At 66.9% G+C, this 16,972-nt stretch carries 19 protein-coding genes, 1 tRNA gene, 1 pseudogene and 1 riboswitch; of the genes and pseudogenes, 7 read left to right on the top strand and 14 right to left on the bottom strand.

The genetic code is table 11. The annotated features are described in order from the left end of the window. Window positions 1-2 precede the first annotated feature (2 nt). The 7 genes from VI056_10820 to VI056_10790 form a co-directional block, all read right to left on the bottom strand. Window positions 3-1,253 (bottom strand): hypothetical protein, encoded by a 1,251-nt coding sequence (locus tag VI056_10820; GenBank protein HEY6203523.1) that lies wholly within the window; start codon window positions 1,251-1,253, stop codon window positions 3-5. Beyond that, complete coding sequence (locus tag VI056_10815; GenBank protein HEY6203522.1) at window positions 1,253-2,446, bottom strand: 6-phosphofructokinase; 1,194 nt, start codon at window positions 2,444-2,446, stop codon at window positions 1,253-1,255. Before VI056_10815 ends, VI056_10820 begins: the two co-directional genes overlap by 1 nt. A gap of 55 nt (window positions 2,447-2,501) precedes the next feature. Then, entirely contained in the window at window positions 2,502-3,560 is a 1,059-nt protein-coding gene (locus tag VI056_10810; GenBank protein ID HEY6203521.1) for a hypothetical protein, read from the bottom strand. A gap of 167 nt (window positions 3,561-3,727) precedes the next feature. Next, window positions 3,728-4,366: a hypothetical protein gene (locus VI056_10805; protein ID HEY6203520.1), complete on the bottom strand. Its 639-nt coding sequence runs from the start codon at window positions 4,364-4,366 to the stop codon at window positions 3,728-3,730. 77 nt (window positions 4,367-4,443) lie between these two features. Next, complete coding sequence (locus VI056_10800; protein ID HEY6203519.1) at window positions 4,444-5,334, bottom strand: DUF5667 domain-containing protein; 891 nt, start codon at window positions 5,332-5,334, stop codon at window positions 4,444-4,446. Then, entirely contained in the window at window positions 5,331-5,942 is a 612-nt protein-coding gene (locus VI056_10795) for an RNA polymerase sigma factor (GenBank protein ID HEY6203518.1), read from the bottom strand. The genes VI056_10800 and VI056_10795 overlap by 4 nt, the downstream gene beginning before the upstream one ends. Before the next feature lie 142 nt (window positions 5,943-6,084). Then, window positions 6,085-6,582, bottom strand: coding sequence for an arsinothricin resistance N-acetyltransferase ArsN1 family A (locus tag VI056_10790; GenBank protein ID HEY6203517.1), 498 nt, complete (start codon window positions 6,580-6,582; stop codon window positions 6,085-6,087). 38 nt (window positions 6,583-6,620) lie between these two features. Next, window positions 6,621-6,806, top strand: a riboswitch (Lysine riboswitch). Window positions 6,807-6,906: 100 nt separating this feature from the next. Between VI056_10790 and lysS the strand changes: the two genes are divergently transcribed. Genes lysS through VI056_10770 form a run of 4 tightly spaced genes read left to right on the top strand, consistent with a single transcriptional unit; the run spans window position 6,907 to window position 10,353 of the window. After that, window positions 6,907-8,037 carry a homocitrate synthase gene (gene lysS, locus VI056_10785; GenBank protein HEY6203516.1) on the top strand — a complete coding sequence of 377 codons (1,131 nt, stop codon included), beginning with the start codon at window positions 6,907-6,909 and terminating at the stop codon, window positions 8,035-8,037. Next, on the top strand, window positions 8,034-9,401 hold the full coding sequence (locus VI056_10780; protein ID HEY6203515.1) for a 3-isopropylmalate dehydratase large subunit: 1,368 nt from the start codon (window positions 8,034-8,036) through the stop codon (window positions 9,399-9,401). The genes lysS and VI056_10780 overlap by 4 nt, the downstream gene beginning before the upstream one ends. Further along, entirely contained in the window at window positions 9,401-9,892 is a 492-nt protein-coding gene (locus VI056_10775; protein ID HEY6203514.1) for a homoaconitate hydratase, read from the top strand. Before VI056_10780 ends, VI056_10775 begins: the two co-directional genes overlap by 1 nt. Then, window positions 9,892-10,353, top strand: coding sequence for a GyrI-like domain-containing protein (locus tag VI056_10770; GenBank protein HEY6203513.1), 462 nt, complete (start codon window positions 9,892-9,894; stop codon window positions 10,351-10,353). Before VI056_10775 ends, VI056_10770 begins: the two co-directional genes overlap by 1 nt. Here VI056_10770 and VI056_10765 read toward each other — a convergent pair. The 7 genes and pseudogenes from VI056_10765 to VI056_10735 all read right to left on the bottom strand — a co-directional run bounded on the left by VI056_10765 (window position 10,350) and on the right by VI056_10735 (window position 15,850). Beyond that, window positions 10,350-11,120: a hypothetical protein gene (locus tag VI056_10765; protein HEY6203512.1), complete on the bottom strand. Its 771-nt coding sequence runs from the start codon at window positions 11,118-11,120 to the stop codon at window positions 10,350-10,352. The two genes, VI056_10770 and VI056_10765, sit on opposite strands and share 4 nt — an antisense overlap. Window positions 11,121-11,153: 33 nt before the next feature. Beyond that, window positions 11,154-11,507, bottom strand: a complete 354-nt coding sequence (locus VI056_10760; protein HEY6203511.1) for a nitroreductase family deazaflavin-dependent oxidoreductase — start codon at window positions 11,505-11,507, stop codon at window positions 11,154-11,156. Window positions 11,508-11,565: 58 nt separating this feature from the next. After that, window positions 11,566-11,883, bottom strand: a pseudogene (locus tag VI056_10755) (RDD family protein). A 123-nt stretch (window positions 11,884-12,006) separates the two neighbouring features. After that, on the bottom strand, window positions 12,007-12,594 hold the full coding sequence (locus VI056_10750; protein ID HEY6203510.1) for a dienelactone hydrolase family protein: 588 nt from the start codon (window positions 12,592-12,594) through the stop codon (window positions 12,007-12,009). Then, entirely contained in the window at window positions 12,591-13,241 is a 651-nt protein-coding gene (locus tag VI056_10745; protein HEY6203509.1) for an alpha/beta family hydrolase, read from the bottom strand. Before VI056_10745 ends, VI056_10750 begins: the two co-directional genes overlap by 4 nt. Further along, window positions 13,238-14,488 carry an FAD-dependent oxidoreductase gene (locus tag VI056_10740; GenBank protein ID HEY6203508.1) on the bottom strand — a complete coding sequence of 417 codons (1,251 nt, stop codon included), beginning with the start codon at window positions 14,486-14,488 and terminating at the stop codon, window positions 13,238-13,240. Before VI056_10740 ends, VI056_10745 begins: the two co-directional genes overlap by 4 nt. Before the next feature lie 69 nt (window positions 14,489-14,557). Then, complete coding sequence (locus tag VI056_10735) at window positions 14,558-15,850, bottom strand: MFS transporter (protein HEY6203507.1); 1,293 nt, start codon at window positions 15,848-15,850, stop codon at window positions 14,558-14,560. Window positions 15,851-15,874: 24 nt separating this feature from the next. Between VI056_10735 and VI056_10730 the strand changes: the two genes are divergently transcribed. The 3 genes from VI056_10730 (at window position 15,875) to VI056_10720 (ending at window position 16,956) form a co-directional block, all read left to right on the top strand. Then, window positions 15,875-16,255 (top strand): hypothetical protein, encoded by a 381-nt coding sequence (locus VI056_10730; protein ID HEY6203506.1) that lies wholly within the window; start codon window positions 15,875-15,877, stop codon window positions 16,253-16,255. A gap of 76 nt (window positions 16,256-16,331) precedes the next feature. After that, a tRNA-Leu gene (locus tag VI056_10725) sits at window positions 16,332-16,405 on the top strand. Window positions 16,406-16,536: 131 nt separating this feature from the next. Beyond that, window positions 16,537-16,956: a cyclic nucleotide-binding domain-containing protein gene (locus tag VI056_10720; GenBank protein ID HEY6203505.1), complete on the top strand. Its 420-nt coding sequence runs from the start codon at window positions 16,537-16,539 to the stop codon at window positions 16,954-16,956. Window positions 16,957-16,972 lie beyond the last annotated feature (16 nt).

Here is a 16,972-nt window from a genome sequence, read left to right as displayed (position 1 = left end):
ACCTAGTCGACCGAGAGAGGTCGGCCACCGCGCTTCTCGAATCTCGTCGACGCGACGACGGTGTCGCCCGACATTGCGGCGATCACATACGTTCCCGGCGGATAGCGATCGGCGAGCTCCGAAAAGTGCGCGCCCTGCGGCGACACTGTGATCTCCTCGGTCTCCTCGCTGCGGCGGCCGACGGTGCGGAGCGTGATCTTCTCCTCGGAGCCGAAGCCGTAGAGCAGGTAGCCGACACCGTGGCCGGCCTGCGGCCCCGCGGTCGTCACGATCGCCGGACCCGCGGGCGCGCCTTCAGCGATCCGAGCCGCGAGCCCGCCGACGAATGAGTCGAAGGAGCGCCCGGTGAGCGTCGCGTAGGCACGCGCGACATCCTCGCCGCGCCGCATCCGGTCGTACAGCAGTGCCATTGGCTGTGGGCCCCCGATGTCCTGGCGAAGCAGCTCCGTCGCCCGAGCGGCCTCCTGGTACTTGTAGTAGCCGCCCCAGCTCGTGATCGCGTTCCACTGCCCCTGCGACACGAGTGTCGACAGCGGCATGAGCGTCTTCGTGGCGACCATCGATGCAGCCTCGTACCGGACGCGCACCAGACGCCACTCGCTGCCCGCGAGCGTGGCCTCCGCGAGCCGCGCCTGGCCCTCGTTCAGCCAGGCGGGCACGAGGTCGCAGCGCGGCGCGCATGCCTCGAGCGTCACGACGTGCGTGAGCTCGTGGCGTATCGCGGCGATCGGTCGGCGGTCGCGCACCACTTCCCAGTTGACGAGGATGAGGCGCAGGTCGGGCTCGAAGAACGCGACGGAGTTCTCCGCCACCAAGTCCGCGGTCGCGCCGGAGTAGCCGAGCTCGCGGACGAGACCTGTGGTGTAGCTCGCGGTCGTCGCGAAGACGTCGATCGCGGGTGGCCTGCGCAGCGTCCACGCGAATTCGCGCTGGACCGCCGCGAGGTCTTCGACGACCTGGTCGTAGAGGACATGCAGATCCGAGTACTCGACCCCGTTCTCCACGCGTACGTTCGCGCCCGGAACGCAGAGCGGCACCAGCGAGACCTCTGCCACGGATGCCTGCGGCGCGGGGCATCGAGCGAACGGCGTGGCGGTCGGCACCGGCGATGGCGGCACCGTTACGGGTCTCTCGCTGGGCGTGGGTTCCGCGCTGGCGACGGTGGGGGCGGGCAACGGCGTCGAGGTCGAGACCGGTGGCGCGCAGCCCTGCAGCGCGAGTACCGCCGCGAGGGCGACGAACGCCGCGCGCATCAATCCCCGGGCGCGGAGAGAAAGATCGATGCTCCGAGGCGCTCGGCGTACTGTGGTCGGAAGCGCTCGGCGTTGTACTGGTGAGCGACATCGACGCGGCGTGGCCCGAGCTTCGGATCCGGAAGGGTCGTGTGCACGAAGTTGCCGCCCTGGATCGCCACCATCCGACCGGTGACGCCGTCGCGGATGAGGTCGATGGCGATATTCGCGAACGTGATCGCGACGGTCTGATCGAGCGCGTCGGGGTCGCCGCTGCGTAGGTCGTACGTGAGCTCGCTCGCGATGGTCTCCTCGCCGGAGCGTTTGCGGATCTCGTCCGCGAGCGTTTCGGCGATGTTCGTCTTGTGTCGGTGCCCGAAGGCGTCCGCCGGTCCGTACTCAGGGATCGTTCCGCCGACCCACACCGCGCCCTCGGCCGCGATCACGAAGGCGTACCGCGACGGGTTGTGGCGCTTGTCCTCGGCGAGGATCGTGACGAGCCGATCGAGATCGAAGGGCGACTCGGGGATCAGGCACCGCCCCGACGTCACGTATGCGGCATGCAGCGCGCTGAAGCCGGCGTCGCGTCCGAAGATGCGGAACACGCCGATGCGCTCGTGCGAGCCAAGTGTCGTGCGCTGCCGGTCGATGAGCTCCTTCGCGCGTGTGATCGCGGTCGAGAATCCGATGCAGTACTCGGTGCCCTGGACGTCGTTGTCCATCGTCTTGGGCACGGCGATGAGCGGAATACCCTGGCTGACGAGCACCTCCGAATACGAGAGCGTGTCGTCACCGCCGATCGTCACGAGATAGTCGAGACCGAGCGCCGCGATGTTGCGCAGCACGAGCGGCGTGAGGTCATAGAGGCCCTCCGCAACGGCCAAACCCCCGCGCTCCGACTTCTCGAGGAACGGTGGGAGGCGTGCTTCGCTCATCCTGCGCGGATTCGTTCGCGAGGTGTGGAGGATGGTGCCGCCGGTGCGGTCGATGGCGCGAGTGTTCGCACGATCGAGGGGCCGCACGTACTCGGGGTCCAGTTCCTCGCCTGGCCGCATGTGTGTGAGGCCCTGCCAGCCGCGGCGTATGCCGAGCACGTCGTACCCGAGCTCCGTCGAGCGGTACACGACGCTCTTGATCACCGGATTGAGCCCAGGCACGTCACCGCCTCCGGTGAGGATGCCGATGCGGCGCTTCACGGACCCAATGCTAGACATGGAACAGCGCGTCCTGGAGGGACGCGCTGTTCACGTCGCGGGGAGGGCGGAGGACCTACCGGTTGGCGGAGAACTTCGACCAGAACTCCGTAGGCGTGAGCCTTGACTCCGCGATCGCCTGGTTGCAGACCGTGGTCGTCCGCTCGACCTGCTCAGAGCTCGATGTCGTGGTCAGCGCGGCGTGCATCGTCAGGCAATACCGGGTCAGCTGGGTCAGCTCCTTCGTGGTCGGTGTGGCGGTGGCCTTGGGCGTCGACTTCGGAGCCTGCGGCGTCCCGAACCTGGCCCAGAACTCGGTCGCGCTCAGACCGGACGCCTCGATCGCGCGACGGCATGCCTCCGACGCGGCCGTCCCGCCCGTGGAGCTGTCCTTCGCGGCGATGTACTTCGCGAAGCAGTCCTTCACGAGCGACTCGATGTTCGTCGTAGGGTTGGATGGCTTCGCCGAAGCAGACGTCGAGGGTCCCACGGGAGCGGTGCTCGGCTCAACCTTCGGAGCGAACCGCATCCAGAACTCGGTCGACGTGAGGCCCGACGCCTCGATGGCGCGACGGCACGCGTCAGACGCCGCGGTCCCCGCAGTCGGATTCGTCTTGAGGGCGGCGTATTTGCCGAGGCACTCCTTGACGAGCGCGTCGAGATCTGTCGTTGGCTTCTGGGGCTGCGTCGTTGGCTCCACCTTCGGACCGAACCGACCCCAGAACTCGGCCGACGTCAGGCCTGAGGCTTCGATCGCACCGCGGCATGCCTCGGAGGCGGCCGTCCCCGCGGTCGGGCTCGTCTTCACGGCGGCGTACTTGGTGAGGCAATCCTTGACGAGCGTGTCGATGTTCCGCGTTGTTGTCTGCGGTCTCGCGCTCACCTCGGGCGTCGTTGACTGCGAGGTGATGACGGGAGCCTCATCGGGCTTGGCCGTCGGCTCCGGCTTGGCCGTCGGCTCCGGCTTGCTCGTGGGCGCGAAAGATGCGGTGGTCGGCGCCGTCTGTTGCTGGACCTGCGTTCCGATCTGATCTACGGAACCGGCCACCATCGTTGTCGCGGCGGCGCCTGCGATGAGCGTGAGGACTACCGCGTGCCGGGCCAGGGATAGCGCGCTGAAGATGTACCAGAGCACTTTCGTTCCTTTCCATGGACCCGGTGTGTGGTCCTTGCCACTCAGAACGGTTCGTGCTCTCGGTCATGTCTCCCCCGACGGTGCTACTCCGGACGTCGGACCTGAACATGGAACAGCGCGTCCTGGACGGGGACGCGCTGTTCACGTCGCGGGGAGGGGGAGAGGAACTATCGGTAGGCGGCGAACTTCGCCCAGAACTGGCCGGGCGTTAACCGTGACTCTTTGATCGCTTTCGGGCAGACGGAGTTGATCTTCTCGGCGAGTGCGCTCAGCTCCTCCACCGATTGCCGACCCTTCATCTCGGAACGGAGATCGACGCAGGCCTGCATCGTGTCGGTCATCGCGGTCGTGCTGTTCTTCTTGTCGGCGGTCGCCGTATGCTCGCTACGTGGCGAGGCCAGGCCATCGGCGAGGCGAGCGACCTCGTCGCCGCTGAGGCCGGTCGCGTCGATGAAACGGCGGCACGCGTCGCTCTCGAGATCGCGTGTGCCGGCGCATTCCTTCATGAGCGCCCACGCGTCCGGCTTCTTCTCGGGTTTGGGCTGCTCGGCGAGCAGCTCCAGCTTGCGCGTCAGCTTGTCGAAGAACTCGTCGGGTGCAAGCCCGCTCAGCTCTTGCGCGCGGTAGCACTCGTCGCTGTTTGCGTCCCTGGTCTCGAGGCATGCGGCCCACGCTCGACCGAACTCGTCGGGTCCATTCGGGCTGACGACAGCCGCCCCACCACCGACGGTCGCCGCGGATGCGCTCGCGACCAGGACCAACGCCAGGGCAAGGGTCGCCATGATGAGCGTGCTGAAAACCTTCATGGTCCTGAGAACGAGGGGTGGGCGCTGACCTTACAGACCCGGAAGTACCAGTGCGGTACTGAGCCCCTAACGCGCGGTCACTGCACCCTGAGCAGGACGATCCCGACATCCATGTATGTGCTCGTCACCGTCTTGGTGATCGTCGCCTTGTAGGTCTTGATCCCGTCCGACCGAGTGAAGTTCAGGGTCACTGATTGTCCGATCTTTGCGGAGAAAGTGACCCGGAAAGTAGCGGACGAGGTCACCGTCAAGCACGACATATTCGGGCTCAACTGTATGCACACGTTGGTCGCGTACGTGCCGTCAGGGTTCTTCACCGCGCCGGCGAAGCTGACCGCCTGCGGCGTCGCGGCCGTCGTCGGTCGCGGAGTCGCCGTCGCGGTCGGTGGCGCGCTCGTCAGCGCCGTGGTCGGCCGCGGTGTTGCTGGACGCTGCGTGGCGGTCGGGGCGGGTGATGGAGTCGGTGACGGCGTAGGCGATGGCGTCGGACTCGGCGACGGAGACTCCGTCGGCGCCGGCTCAACGACCTCGGGCGCGACCGGGAGGTTCTGCTGGACCATGCGGAGCGTGTCGCGTTCGATGTCTCGCGCGTGACTCGCCGCGAGCGCATTGCCCGTCGCCTCGAGCCGTGCCGCTTCGGCGGTCCGCTGCTCGAGCAGCGACACGAGGTATTCGGCGCGGTCTTCCGGATCCCTGTGCAGCTGGATCGCGAGGTCCTCGATCGTCACACGCAGCGTGTAGAGCGCGCTGTCGCCAGGAGCCGAGAGCGTCGTGGCGATGCTGCCGAGCACGAGCGCGGCCGTGGCGATGACCAACACCGGCCGGCGCGCACGCCACGCGAGCCCGCTTTGGTTCTCGCGGACGGTCCACGCGTTCTCGAGCCGCGCGCGCAGCTTCTGGTCGGCGGTGCGCTCCATCCGCTCGGTCCGCAGCGCGGACAGCAGGCCAACGAGTTTGTCGTCGTTCATGAGCGTTGGCCCTTGCGCGCCATATCGCGCTGCGCGTCGTCGAATTCCTTGCGCAGTCGCTCGAGCGCGCGGTGCTGCAGCGTGCGCACCGCCCCTTCGGTCTTGCCCAGCGCCGCGGCTACTTCGAGCGCGCTGTAACCCTCGATGAAGCGCATGACGATGACGTCGCGATGCTCGGGCTTCAGCTTTGTGAGCGCCGCGAGGAGGATGCTGCGGTCGACGGCGAGCGTCGCGTCGGCTTCGACGTTCTGCCGCGACGCGGGCTCGGTCACGAGCTCGTCTACAGACAGTGGCTGCTTCATGGTGCGTGCGCGGTCGATCGCGGCGTTGCGCGCGATGCGGTAAAGGAACGCGACGAACGGAAGCCCGCGCTCCTGGTACCGGTCGATCGAGTGCAGCGCCTTCACGAACACGTCCGACGTGAGGTCCTCGGCGTCGTGCGCCGTACCCGTCCGAGAGAGGCAGTAGCGGTAGATCGCGTCGCGGTAGCGCTCGTAGAGCTCACCGAACGCAGAGGCGTCCCCGGACTTCGCTGCGCGAACGAGCGCTCCATCGGTTCCGGCCTCACCTCCTGTCAGGTCGACAGGGCGCGCCCGGCCTACTGCCACGTCGGCGTCGCCTTGCTTCACCTAACGAAAGGGCGCGGGAACCCGTTCACCCCGGCTCATCGGAGGCACGCTAGGGGTGCCATCCGCGGGCCGTAAGGCCCCCGAACGGGCTATTTGAGGCCCATTCCAAAGCGCTGTGCGGCTAGAGGAGCCTCTCCATGAGCACGACGTCCACCCAGCGGCCATCCAGGAGGCCCTGCTCCCGGTAAATCCCGACCTCCCGGAAACCGAGCCGCCGGTAGAGCGCGACGCTCGCGGAGTTCCAGGGGAATCCCGCCAGCACCAGCTTGTGGAAGCCGATCTCGCGGCCGAGCTCGACGAGCTGCTTGAGGAGCGCGGTGCCGGCGCCCTTCCCGCGCGACGCGCGCGCGACGTATACCGAGATGTCCGCGACGTGTCGGTACGCATCGCGCGCGTTGAAGAGATTGAGGCTCGCCCACCCGATGACCACACCGTCAGACTCGACAACGACGACCGGATGGCGCGCGTCGCGGGCTGCGAGCCAACTGCGACGCTCATCGACCGTGCGGCGCTCGGTCTCGAGCGTCGCACGATCCTCGATGCCCTCGTTATAGATCGCGCAGATGGCGTCGGCGTCTTCCGCGCGCGCCCGTCGCACGGAAAACTGGCGGACCACCACCGCTTGAGGTTATAGTCCGCGGAACAACTTCATATCGCGTTGCCGGCCAGAGGCGCGATCGCCAGGAGTACCGCTCGCGGAGGAACGAGCTTCCACCGAAGCGACGGGAACGGGGCGATCGCCGAAGTCGGTGATCGGTTTCGCGATCACCGGCTGGCTCGTCCACCGGAAGGAGACGGGCTGTCGGCTCGGGGGCGACCCCGGGTCGAAGCGCTACCGTGCGACCAAGCTTCGTGTGAGGCTCGGTGTGCGCGTATGCGCTGCCGGGCTTCTTCATTGAGGCCCGGTGGCGTCTGATCGGCGCGTGGGGAAAGGGACGTGACGATGCCGGTCGAGCGCTTCGCGATCATCGATTCGACGCTCCGCGAGGGGGAGCAGTTCTCCAACGCTCACTTCACGACCGCCGAGAAGGTCCAGATCGCGCGGATGCTCGACGAGTTCGGCGTCGAGTACATCGAACTCACATCGCCGGTCGCCTCGCCGCAGTCATGCGAGGACCTGAAGATCATCGCCGGCCTCGGCCTCAACGCGAAGGTGCTGACACACGTGCGTTGCCACATGGACGACGCGCGCGTCGCGGTGCAGACCGCGGTGACCGGCATCGACATCCTCTTCGGGACGTCTTCGTACCTACGCGAGTTCTCTCACGGGAAGAGCGTCGACGACATCATCCGCGAGGCCGGCACGGTCATCGAGTTCATCAAGGACCACGGCAAGGAGGTCCGCTTCTCGAGCGAGGACAGCTTCCGCTCCACCGAGGGCGACCTGCTCAAGGTCTACACCGCCGTCGACAAGATGGGAGTCGACCGCGTCGGCGTGGCGGATACGGTCGGCATCGCAACGCCACGGCAGTGCTACGCGCTGGCGACCGAGCTACGCCATCACGTGCACTGCGACATCGAGTTCCATGGCCACAACGACGCCGGCTGCGCGATCGCGAACTCCTACAGCATCCTCGAGGGTGGTGCGACGCATATCGACACGAGCGTTCTCGGGATCGGTGAGCGCAACGGGATCACGCCCCTCGGCGGCTTCGTCGCGCGGATGTACGCGGACGACCCCGCCGCCATCAAACGGAAGTACGACCTGCGGAAGCTGAAGGAGCTTGACGAGCTCGTCGCCTCGCTGGTCAACATCGAGATCCCATACAACAATTTCGTGACGGGGAAGTACGCGTTCCATCACAAGGCCGGCATGCATACGAAGGCGATCTACATCAACCCGAACAGCTACGAGATCCTCGATCCCGCGGACTTCGGGCTGACGCGCACGATGAACATCGCGCACCGGCTCACCGGGCACAACGCGGTGGGTCGCAGGGCCGAGGAGCTCGGGCTACAGTTCGGCAAGGACGAGCTCCGCGCGATCACGACGCGGATCAAGACCCTGGCCGATTCGGGGCCGCTATCGATGGACCAGCTCGACGCGCTGCTACGCGAATGGGTGGTGGCATGACGCGAACTCTCGCCGAGGTCATCCTGTCGCGCGTCTCCGGGCGCGACGTCCGGGCGGGCGATCTGGTCATCGTCCCGGTGTCGCGCGTCATGGTCCACGACTCCGTCATCGACGCTGTCATCGCCGGGCTGCGGGACCTCGGCCGCGAGCAGGTCTGGGACACGTCGAAGGTCTGCGTCTTCGTCGACCACGCCGCGCCCGCACCGACGCCCGTCGTGGCCGACTCCCATCGCGTATTACGCGAATGGGTGCGCGAGCAGCGCATCCCGACCTTCTACGACGCGGGCGAGGGGGTCTGCCACCAGATCATGGTCGAGGAGGGGTACTGCGAGCCGGGCACGGTCATCGTCGGCAGCGACTCGCACTCGAACTCGTACGGAGCGGTCGGCGCCTTCGGAGCGGGCATGGGCGCGACCGACATCGCCGTGGCGCTCGCTCTCGGCCGGACCTGGCTTCGCGTACCCGAGTCCATCAAGGTCGACTTCACCGGCCGTCTGCGCAGGGGCGTCACCATGAAAGACGCGATCATGCGAGTCGTCCGCGAGATCGGCACCGACGGCGCTCGCTACGCGTGCGTCGAGTTCCACGGCGTGGGCGATCTGCCGCAGGGCGACCGCATCACCCTCGCGGGCATGACGACCGAGATGGGCGCGAAGGCCGGGATCGTGGTCGGCACGCCGGAGGCGCCGGCGTGGCTTCGCCCCGACGAAGGCGCGCGGTACTCGCGTGAGGTCACGATCGACCTCACGACGCTCGAGCCACAGATCGCGGTGCCGCCGCGCGTCGACCAGGTCGTCGACGTCTCGGCCGCGATCGGCCAGCCGGTCGACATCGTCTTCCTCGGCTCGTGCACGAACGGCCGCCTCGTCGACATGCAGCAGGCCGCGAAGGTGCTGCGCGGACGGCGCATCGCTCCGCATGTCCGCCTCGAGGTGGTGCCCTCATCGCGCAGACAGTTCGAGCTCGCGATGCAGGACGGCACGATGCAGGCTCTCTCGGCGGCGGGCGCCGTCATCGGCTCCTCGGGTTGCGGTCCATGTCTCGGGCGGACCGGCGGCGTGCTCGCGGCGCAGGAGATCTGCCTTTCCACCGCGAACCGCAACTACAAAGGCCGGATGGGTTCGCCAGACGCGTCGATCTTCATCGGCTCGCCGTACGTCGCGGCGGTCGCGGCGCTGACCGGCGTCATCGACGATCCGCGTCCGTATCTCGAGGCGACGGACGCCGAGTTCGACGAACTCGTCGCGGGCCGTCGCGCTGACCGTCCGGAGCGCGGCGCGGCGTCATCGCGATCAGGTGACCGTTCGCGCGAGCTCGTGCTGGCGAGCGCGCGTAGCGGACCCTCACAGGAGATCGATGACTGATGGCCCGCGCCTGGGTCTTCGGCGACGACCTCGACACCGACCAGATGGTGCCAGGCCGCTACGCACCGTTCATGGTCGGCCAGGACAAATTCCACACCTACGCGTTCTGCGATGCGCGCCCCGGCTTCGCGAAGGAGGTGCGGCCGGGCGACATCCTCGTCGGCGGCGAGAACTTCGGCTGCGGCTCGTCGCGCGAGTACGCGGTCGCGGCATTGAAGAAGCTCGGTATCGGCGCCGTTGTCGCGAAGAGCTTCGCCCGCATCTTCTTCCGCAACTGCATTAATCTGGGTATCCCTGTGATCGAGTCCGTCGACGCCGTGCAGATCGTGCGCGACGGCGATGACGTCACGCTCGAGGCCGCCGCGGGTGTGTTGCGCGGTCCACTTGGCAGCGCCACGCTGCGACCGCTCGCTTCGTTCGCGCAGGAGATCCTCTCCGCGGGTGGAGTCGTCGCCTATCTCCGCGAGCACGGAGACTTCCCACGGGTCTGATGGACGCGCCCATCGAGATCGTCGAACTGCAGCCTCGGCGCGCGCTGACGGTCCGCCGCAAGATGCCCCAGAGCGGTCTCGGGGCCTTCTTCATGGAGCTGTTCCCGAGGCTGCGCACGGCGATCGTCGCGCAGGGAGCGACACCCTCGGGACCGCCATTCGCGCGCTACTACAACAGCGATCCCGCCGCGTTCGACACCGAGGCGGGCTTCCCATTCACCGGAACGGTGACCGGGGCGAACGGTGCGCGCGTCACGACCTTGCCCGGTGGTCGCGCCGCGAAGACGGTCCATATCGGTTCGTACGAAACGCTGTCGGCGGAGTACCGGCGCATCGAGGCGTACCTCAAGGAGCACGGTCTAGGTGCGGGCGAAGGTCCGTGGGAGTCCTACGTGGACGACTCGGCGACGACACCGCACGACAAGGTGCGGACCGAGGTGTACTGGCCGCTGAAGCGTTAAGCCAGTGGCTTGGGATTGATCGGATCGCTGGCGTAGCTGACGCCGTCGCTGATCCGGGCGGGAAGGGCCTCGAGGTCGGGATGGCCGAGCACCGCCGCGACGCACTCGTTCGAGCCGCCGACGTAAGTCCAGTCGAAATCGACCTCCGTGGCCACACACCACGCCCGATCATCGGGCCACCAGATGCTCGCTGACCGGTAATTGACCGTCGCGCCGTAGACCGTTTCCAATGCGGCCGAGAGTGGACCTCGTGCGATGTAGTAGCCGCGACCCGGCACCTTGAACGTCCGCGTCTTCGGCCTCGAACTGACCCCCGGCAGCGGTGGAGCCGGACTGTCCATCGACCCTCGAGACGTCATGAATACCGGGTCGCCCCAACCTTCCCAGGCCGCGAACCAACAACGCTCGGGTGTCGTGGTCTGGCCGCGCAGTAGGCCGACGAGAACGCGAGCGATGTCCAGCGGCAGTGTGCCGGTCGTGGGCGGGCGGTCCCACAGGCCCGGCTGCGATCCACGTTTCAGCGCCGAGCCGCCGGCGATCGCGCCGAATTGCATCTCTGAGTGATGCACCCGTAGGTTCGAGTTGGCGATCTCTCGCCATCGCACGGGGACGTCCACCTGATCCACGCGCCGCATCGCCGGATGAAAGATCCGCGCGTATGCATCGAAACCCGGCGGAATGATGGCGCCCGCGTCCTGCGCGAATGGATGTAGTCGCTCCGCGATCCACTTCGCCGGCGTCAAGTCATCGACGTACTCGAGTGGCACTGCGACACCGTAAAGGAACACGCGCCGTCGGGACTAGAGCTCGATCTTCACCGGGAGTGCGTTCCGCGCCCACGAACTCAGGCGCTTACCAGCCTTCCACCCCATGTACTTCTCATCGAGAAGCCGGCGCGCGAGCGCATCCTCTTCGGGCGCGCTGACGTCACGCGCCCTTGCGTCTACCGTCCGCGATCCGATGCGCACGCGGACGTTCGGTGTCTTGCGCAGGTTCCGCACCCAGTCCGCGGAGTCGCCACCGCCGGACAGGAGATAGAGGTTGCCGTTCTCGCGTGCGAACCAGATCTCGATCGTGTGAGGCTTGCCGCTCTTTCGACCGACTGTCGTGAGGTAGCAGAAGTCCTCGTCTGCGAGCCGCTCGAATGGCGCCACCGATCGAAGATAGCGAAGTCAGCGCTGCACTTCCGCTAAGTCCGATCCATTCCCGCGCTCAGACGTGGATGACGACGCTGCCCACCAACTTGTCGTGCAGCGTCTGATGCTTGCTGTCCCACAGCGGCCAGAGGACATCGAGCAAGCCGGAGATGATCAACACCCACATGAACGGCGGGAAGAGCGCCCGAATGAACGCGCGCACATACCCGAGCGGGCGGTCCTCGTCGCCGTCGAGCCGGACCGCAGTGTGCGTCGCGATCTTGCCGAATGTCTGACCGCCCTCGGCGTAGCACACCGTGTAGTACAGCGTCGCGCCGGCCAGGTAGATCAGATACGCGAGCGTGTTCAGGAAGTTCGCGAACGGCCCGCCACGCGCCGCGAAAGACCGACAGGCCGAAGACGAGCACCGCCACTGCGAGACTGATGAGGATCGAGTCGATGATCGCGGCGCGCACGCGCTGCCATGCGGGCGTAAGGCTAGGCGGAGACGGCCTCTTCAGCGTCGCAGATGCGTGTCGAGAAAAGCGATGGTCCGCTGCCATGCCAGCTCGCTGGCGGCCTTGTCGTACTCAGGTCGCGAGGGCTCGTCGAACCAGTGCTTCGTGCCGGGGTAGACGTGGAACTGCGCGACATGCTTGGCTTCGATCAGCTTTCGCTCCACGCCGCGCACGTCCTCGACGGAATCGAATTCGTCGTTCTCCGCGAAGTGTCCGAGGATCGGTGGTAAGGTCGCGCCCGGTTCGAACTCGCCGTACCCGTAGTAGCTCACGAGACCACGGATCCGGTCCGCGCGTGCCTGCGCGAGCTGCCAGCTGAACCACACGCCCATGCTCCAGGCGATCACCGCGACACGGTCGGCCCGCATCTTTTCGAATGCGGATTCGATCTCGGTCATCGCGCCCTTCCAGTTCTTGCTCACCTCGCCGCTGAGCGCCTGCGCCTCGTCCCGGGTCGTCGCGACCCGGCCGTGGAAGAGGTCAGGAGCCGCGATCTCATGGCCCTCGCGGCGCAGCCGTTCGGCGGACGCGCGCACGTCCTGGTTGAGTCCCCACCACGGATGCAGCACGAGTACCCCGGCCGTCATGTTGTGAGGCTCTCCCGGCACCACTCGGCGACTCGCTGCGCCATCATCGCGCGAGGACCCGCGGGCGAAAAATCATGGTCGCCTCCTTCGATGATGACGGTCCGATGTGTCACGCGTGCCTGTGATAGCACAGCCGCGTAGCGCTCCGCGCTCGTCAGCGGCACTGCCGTGTCGCGACTGCCCCAGATGAGCAGCACGCGCGCGCGAGTGCGCGTGACCTCGGCGATCGGCTTGAGCTTGTCGTCGTCGCCGAAGCGCGCCGGCGCGGCGGCGAGCACAGCGACACGGATGCGCGAGTCGCGGCCCGCGACGAGCGCGGCGACCGCGCCGCCGAACGAGAAGCCAACGACGCCCAACGACTCGGGGATGTCTGGATGCGCCTTCAGAAGCCGGATCGCGCCGCTCGCATCAGCGAGTCCGCTCGCGAGCGTCATTCGCGGCGGTTGGTGGTCGCGATAGGCGAAGCGGAGCGCTGCGACGCCGGCGGCTTCGAGCGCCTCGCACGTCGCGATGATGTGCGGCTGATCCGGATGCCCGCCGAACCCGTGCAGCACCAGAGCGCCGCCCACGGCGCGCGTCTGCGGGAGATGAAGCGTTCCCTCGAGCTCGCCACCGGGAACGACGAACGAGACTCGCTGCAGCGTCACTGGGAGGCGGCCGCCTTGGCAGGCACCTCCGGCATCGCAAGGAGCTCGAAGACCTTTGGCCGTTCCTCGATCGGCGTGCGCGAGCTGATGAGCTCGAGCACCTTCTTGCGGCCCTTCATCTTGCCGATGAGGATCGCGCCGACCAGCTTGTCCCCGAGGAAGAAGAGGCGCTTGTAATTGCGCGCATCGTAGTCGACCTCGAACAGCGATTCGGCGTCCGGCTCCTCTTCGGTCGTCACGCCCATCACCGAGATGTTCGAGTTGAACATCCCGGATGCGTACGTCGGCACCTCTACGTACGGCTGCTTCGCGCCGAGCATGTTCTTCGCGACGTGTCGCCCGTGATTCAGCGAGTTGTCCCATGTGCCCATGCGATGGTGGCGCTCGGAGACGACGTCGTAGAACTCGGCGACGTCGCCCGCAGCCCACACGTCCGGTACATTCGTTTCGAGGAACTCGTTCGTGAGGACGCCGACCTTTGTGTCGAGCGCGGTGCCCTTGAAGATGTCGATGTTCATCGTCAATCCCAACCCCACACCGACGAGGTCGGCCGTCGCGCTGAAGCCCTTCGACCCTGTGACCTTCAGTTGGCCGTTGCTCCGCTCGAGCTTCTCGATCGACTCCTCGTAGTGGAGGTGCACGCCGGCGTCCTCCGCTAGGAGCGAGACCACCTTCCCGCCCGGCTCGTCGAGCGCACGCCGCAGAAACCATGGGCCGCGCTGGAGCCAGTGCGTCTCCAGCTTCCGGAACGCGAACGCCTCCGTGAGCTCGTAACCGATGAACGACCCGCCGAGGACGACCGCGACCTTGGACTCGGGGATCCGATCGACCATCGCCTTGGTCTCGTCGAAGTACTGGAAGTTGAAGAGGTAGGGCGCGTTGTCGGAGCCGGGCACACGCAGAGGGTTTGGACGCCCGCCGGTCGCGATGAGGAGCTTGTCGTACTTCAGCTCACCGCCCGGGTCGATCGCGACGGTCTTCTCTTCGAAGTTGACCTGCGTCACCTTCGTCTCGAGGCGCAGGTCGATCCGGTTCTTCACGTGCCATTCCATGTCGCGGACCTGCACACGCTGTTCGAGGAGCACGCCCTTGAGGTAGCGGGGGAGCGACACGCGGTTGTAGAGGGTGTATTTCTCGTCGTCGATCATGACGATCTCGGCCGCCGCGTCCTCTTTCCGCAGCTGCTCGGCCGCGTACGTTCCGGCAGCGCCGTTGCCGATGATCACGAAACGCGTGGGATCAGCCAATCCGCGCACTCCTCGTTTGGGGTGCGCCTAGTCTCGCTGAACGCGCCGCCAGCCGCCGGGATGGGTCAGTCAGTCGGCGGGCTCACCGGCGATCGCGATCGAAGCGACGGTCTGCGCGCCGCGCTCGACGGGCCTGAACCACACCCAGAAGAGGGCAGCGGAGGCTCCGTACGTCGCGCCCATCACGAGGAACGGCGTCACGTAGTCGCCTCCCGCCATGAGCCGAGCGCCAAGGAACGCGCCGAGCCCGCTGAGTATTTGCTGAGCGGCCGACCGAAGACCGACCATCGTGCCGCGCTCGCCTGGATCGAGGATCTCCATTGCGAATGCCTCCGCGATCGGACTTGCCGCGTTTGCGAGAACGCTGCGGATGACGTACGCGACGCCGGCCAGCGTCAGAACGGTGGTCATCGTGGCGAGGTTGGGGGAGAGGCCGATCAGCAGGATGAAAGGCACCGCGAGCAGTCGTGTGCTCACGACCGCCTGCACCTTCGTCATGCGCGCCGCCAGGAAAGGCGCGGCGAGCGCGGCCAGCGCGACGAACAGCGACCCGGACGCGAAGGTCACGCCGATGTCGTGCGTGTGCGCGTGCAGGCCCTCGTAGAAGAACACGTTGAAGAGCGGACCAACGAAACCGAAGCCGAGGGCGACCAGCCCTCCGATGGCCACGAGACGGAGCACTCGGTCCGGATGGCGCACGCCCGCGAAGATCCCGCGGATGCCTGAGGGTCCACGCTCCATCGGACGGTCGCGGCCACGCAGCATGAGCGCGGGGATCAACGAAAGCGCCCAGATCGCAATGCCGATGAAGATCGACGCCCGGTAGAGCGTGACTTTGTCCGCGAGTGACGCAGCGAGCAGCGGCACGAATCCTCCAAGGAGGCTCCCGACCATCGCAGACAGCGTGCGCAGGCCGTCGGAGACCGAGAACAGATGTACTCGCTCGCGCCGCTCGCTGTTCTCGGCCATGAAGGCGGGCTCGGATACGCCGTGGAGCGTTCCGGCGATGGCACTGAGCACACCTGTCCCGAGCAGGATGCCCTGGTCTACCGAGAAGATGGTGATCATATACAGCGCCGCGCCCGCGCCGTCGCCGATGATGAACGACCACTTGCGACCGATGCGGTCGGAGATGAGCCCCGCGGGTACCGAGAACGCGGCGCCGGCGATGCCGCCGAGCAGCAGTCGCAGGCCGATGAACTCGATCGGAAGGCCGACCGCGAGGAAATAGAGGTTCACGAGGACGAGGGACGTGCCGTGGACGGTGTCCATCCCGATGACGTGGACGATGAACAGCCGTGCGTTCCGACTGAAGCTCCGGACCGCTAGCGCGTACTCCGCGAGGTCTCCTCGCGCTTGCACGCGCCCACTCTAAGATGACCGCCCGTGCTCCGACTACATCTTGTGATGTGCTGCGCGCTCCTCGTCGGATGCGCCCCACCGCCGGAGCGGGAGATCGTCGTCGCGATGACCGAGTACGGATTCATCCCGCCGACGATCGAGGTGACGGCAGCAGAGCGGGTCCGGCTCGTCGTTCGGAATGTCGGACGCCTCGAGCACGACCTGATGCCCGACGACCGGGGCCGCGCGCTTGGGTTGGCCCACGTCCATCTCGCACCGGGCGGCAGCGCGAGCAACGACTGGACAGCTCCGGCGGAGCCCGCGGAGGTGCGGATCGTCTGCACCGTCCTCGGGCACGAATCGCTCGGGATGGTCGCGCGCCTGGTCATTCGGCCTCGAGCGAGCCCGACGCCAACGTCACGCTGACCGCGGTGCCGGAGGAGGGACTCGAATCCCCACGGCGTTCGGGCAGAGCGTTTAAGCCCCTTCGTATCCTTAGCGAGCTGGCGTAGTCCAATCGGCAGAGACCACTCCCTTAAGAGGAGTTCAGTGCGGGTTCGAATCCCGCCGCCAGCACCGAACGACCTGCGGACTATTGCGCCTCAAGAACTGGCGCCGTACGGGCCTGGAGCGCGGTCATCCGCCTTGGTCGAGTGACAGGGCGGCGGCCTTGCGACCTTCTTCACTGCGACGTAGCCTCGGCGCCAATGGCTGATCCGCGAGTCAAGATGCTGAAGTCCGTTCCACTCTTCGCGGAGTGCGACGACAAGCAACTCGCCTTCATCGCGACGCAGGTCGACGAGGTCGACTTCGTCGCAGGGCGCGATCTGTGCCGCGAGGGTTCGGCTGGCGGCGAGTTCTTCGTGATCATCTCCGGCACCGCCGAGGTGCGCCGCCAGGGGCGCCACCTCCGCGAGCTCGGCGCAGGCGACTTCTTCGGTGAGATCGCCCTCCTCGACGGCGGGCCGCGGACCGCGACCGTGACGGCGCTGTCGCCCATGAAATGTCTGGTGCTGTCACGTGGGGAGTTCCACAACGTCATCCGTCAGAACGCCCTGATCGCCGTGTCCGTCCTGCAGACCCTTGGTGAGCGACTGCGCACGCTGCTCGCCGGGCAGGCCACTTAGGGAACCGCGGCCCAAC

The organism is Candidatus Limnocylindria bacterium (assembly GCA_036523395.1).
Lineage (GTDB): Bacteria > Chloroflexota > Limnocylindria > P2-11E > P2-11E > CF-39.
This window is presented reverse-complemented; position numbering and strand designations above follow the sequence as displayed.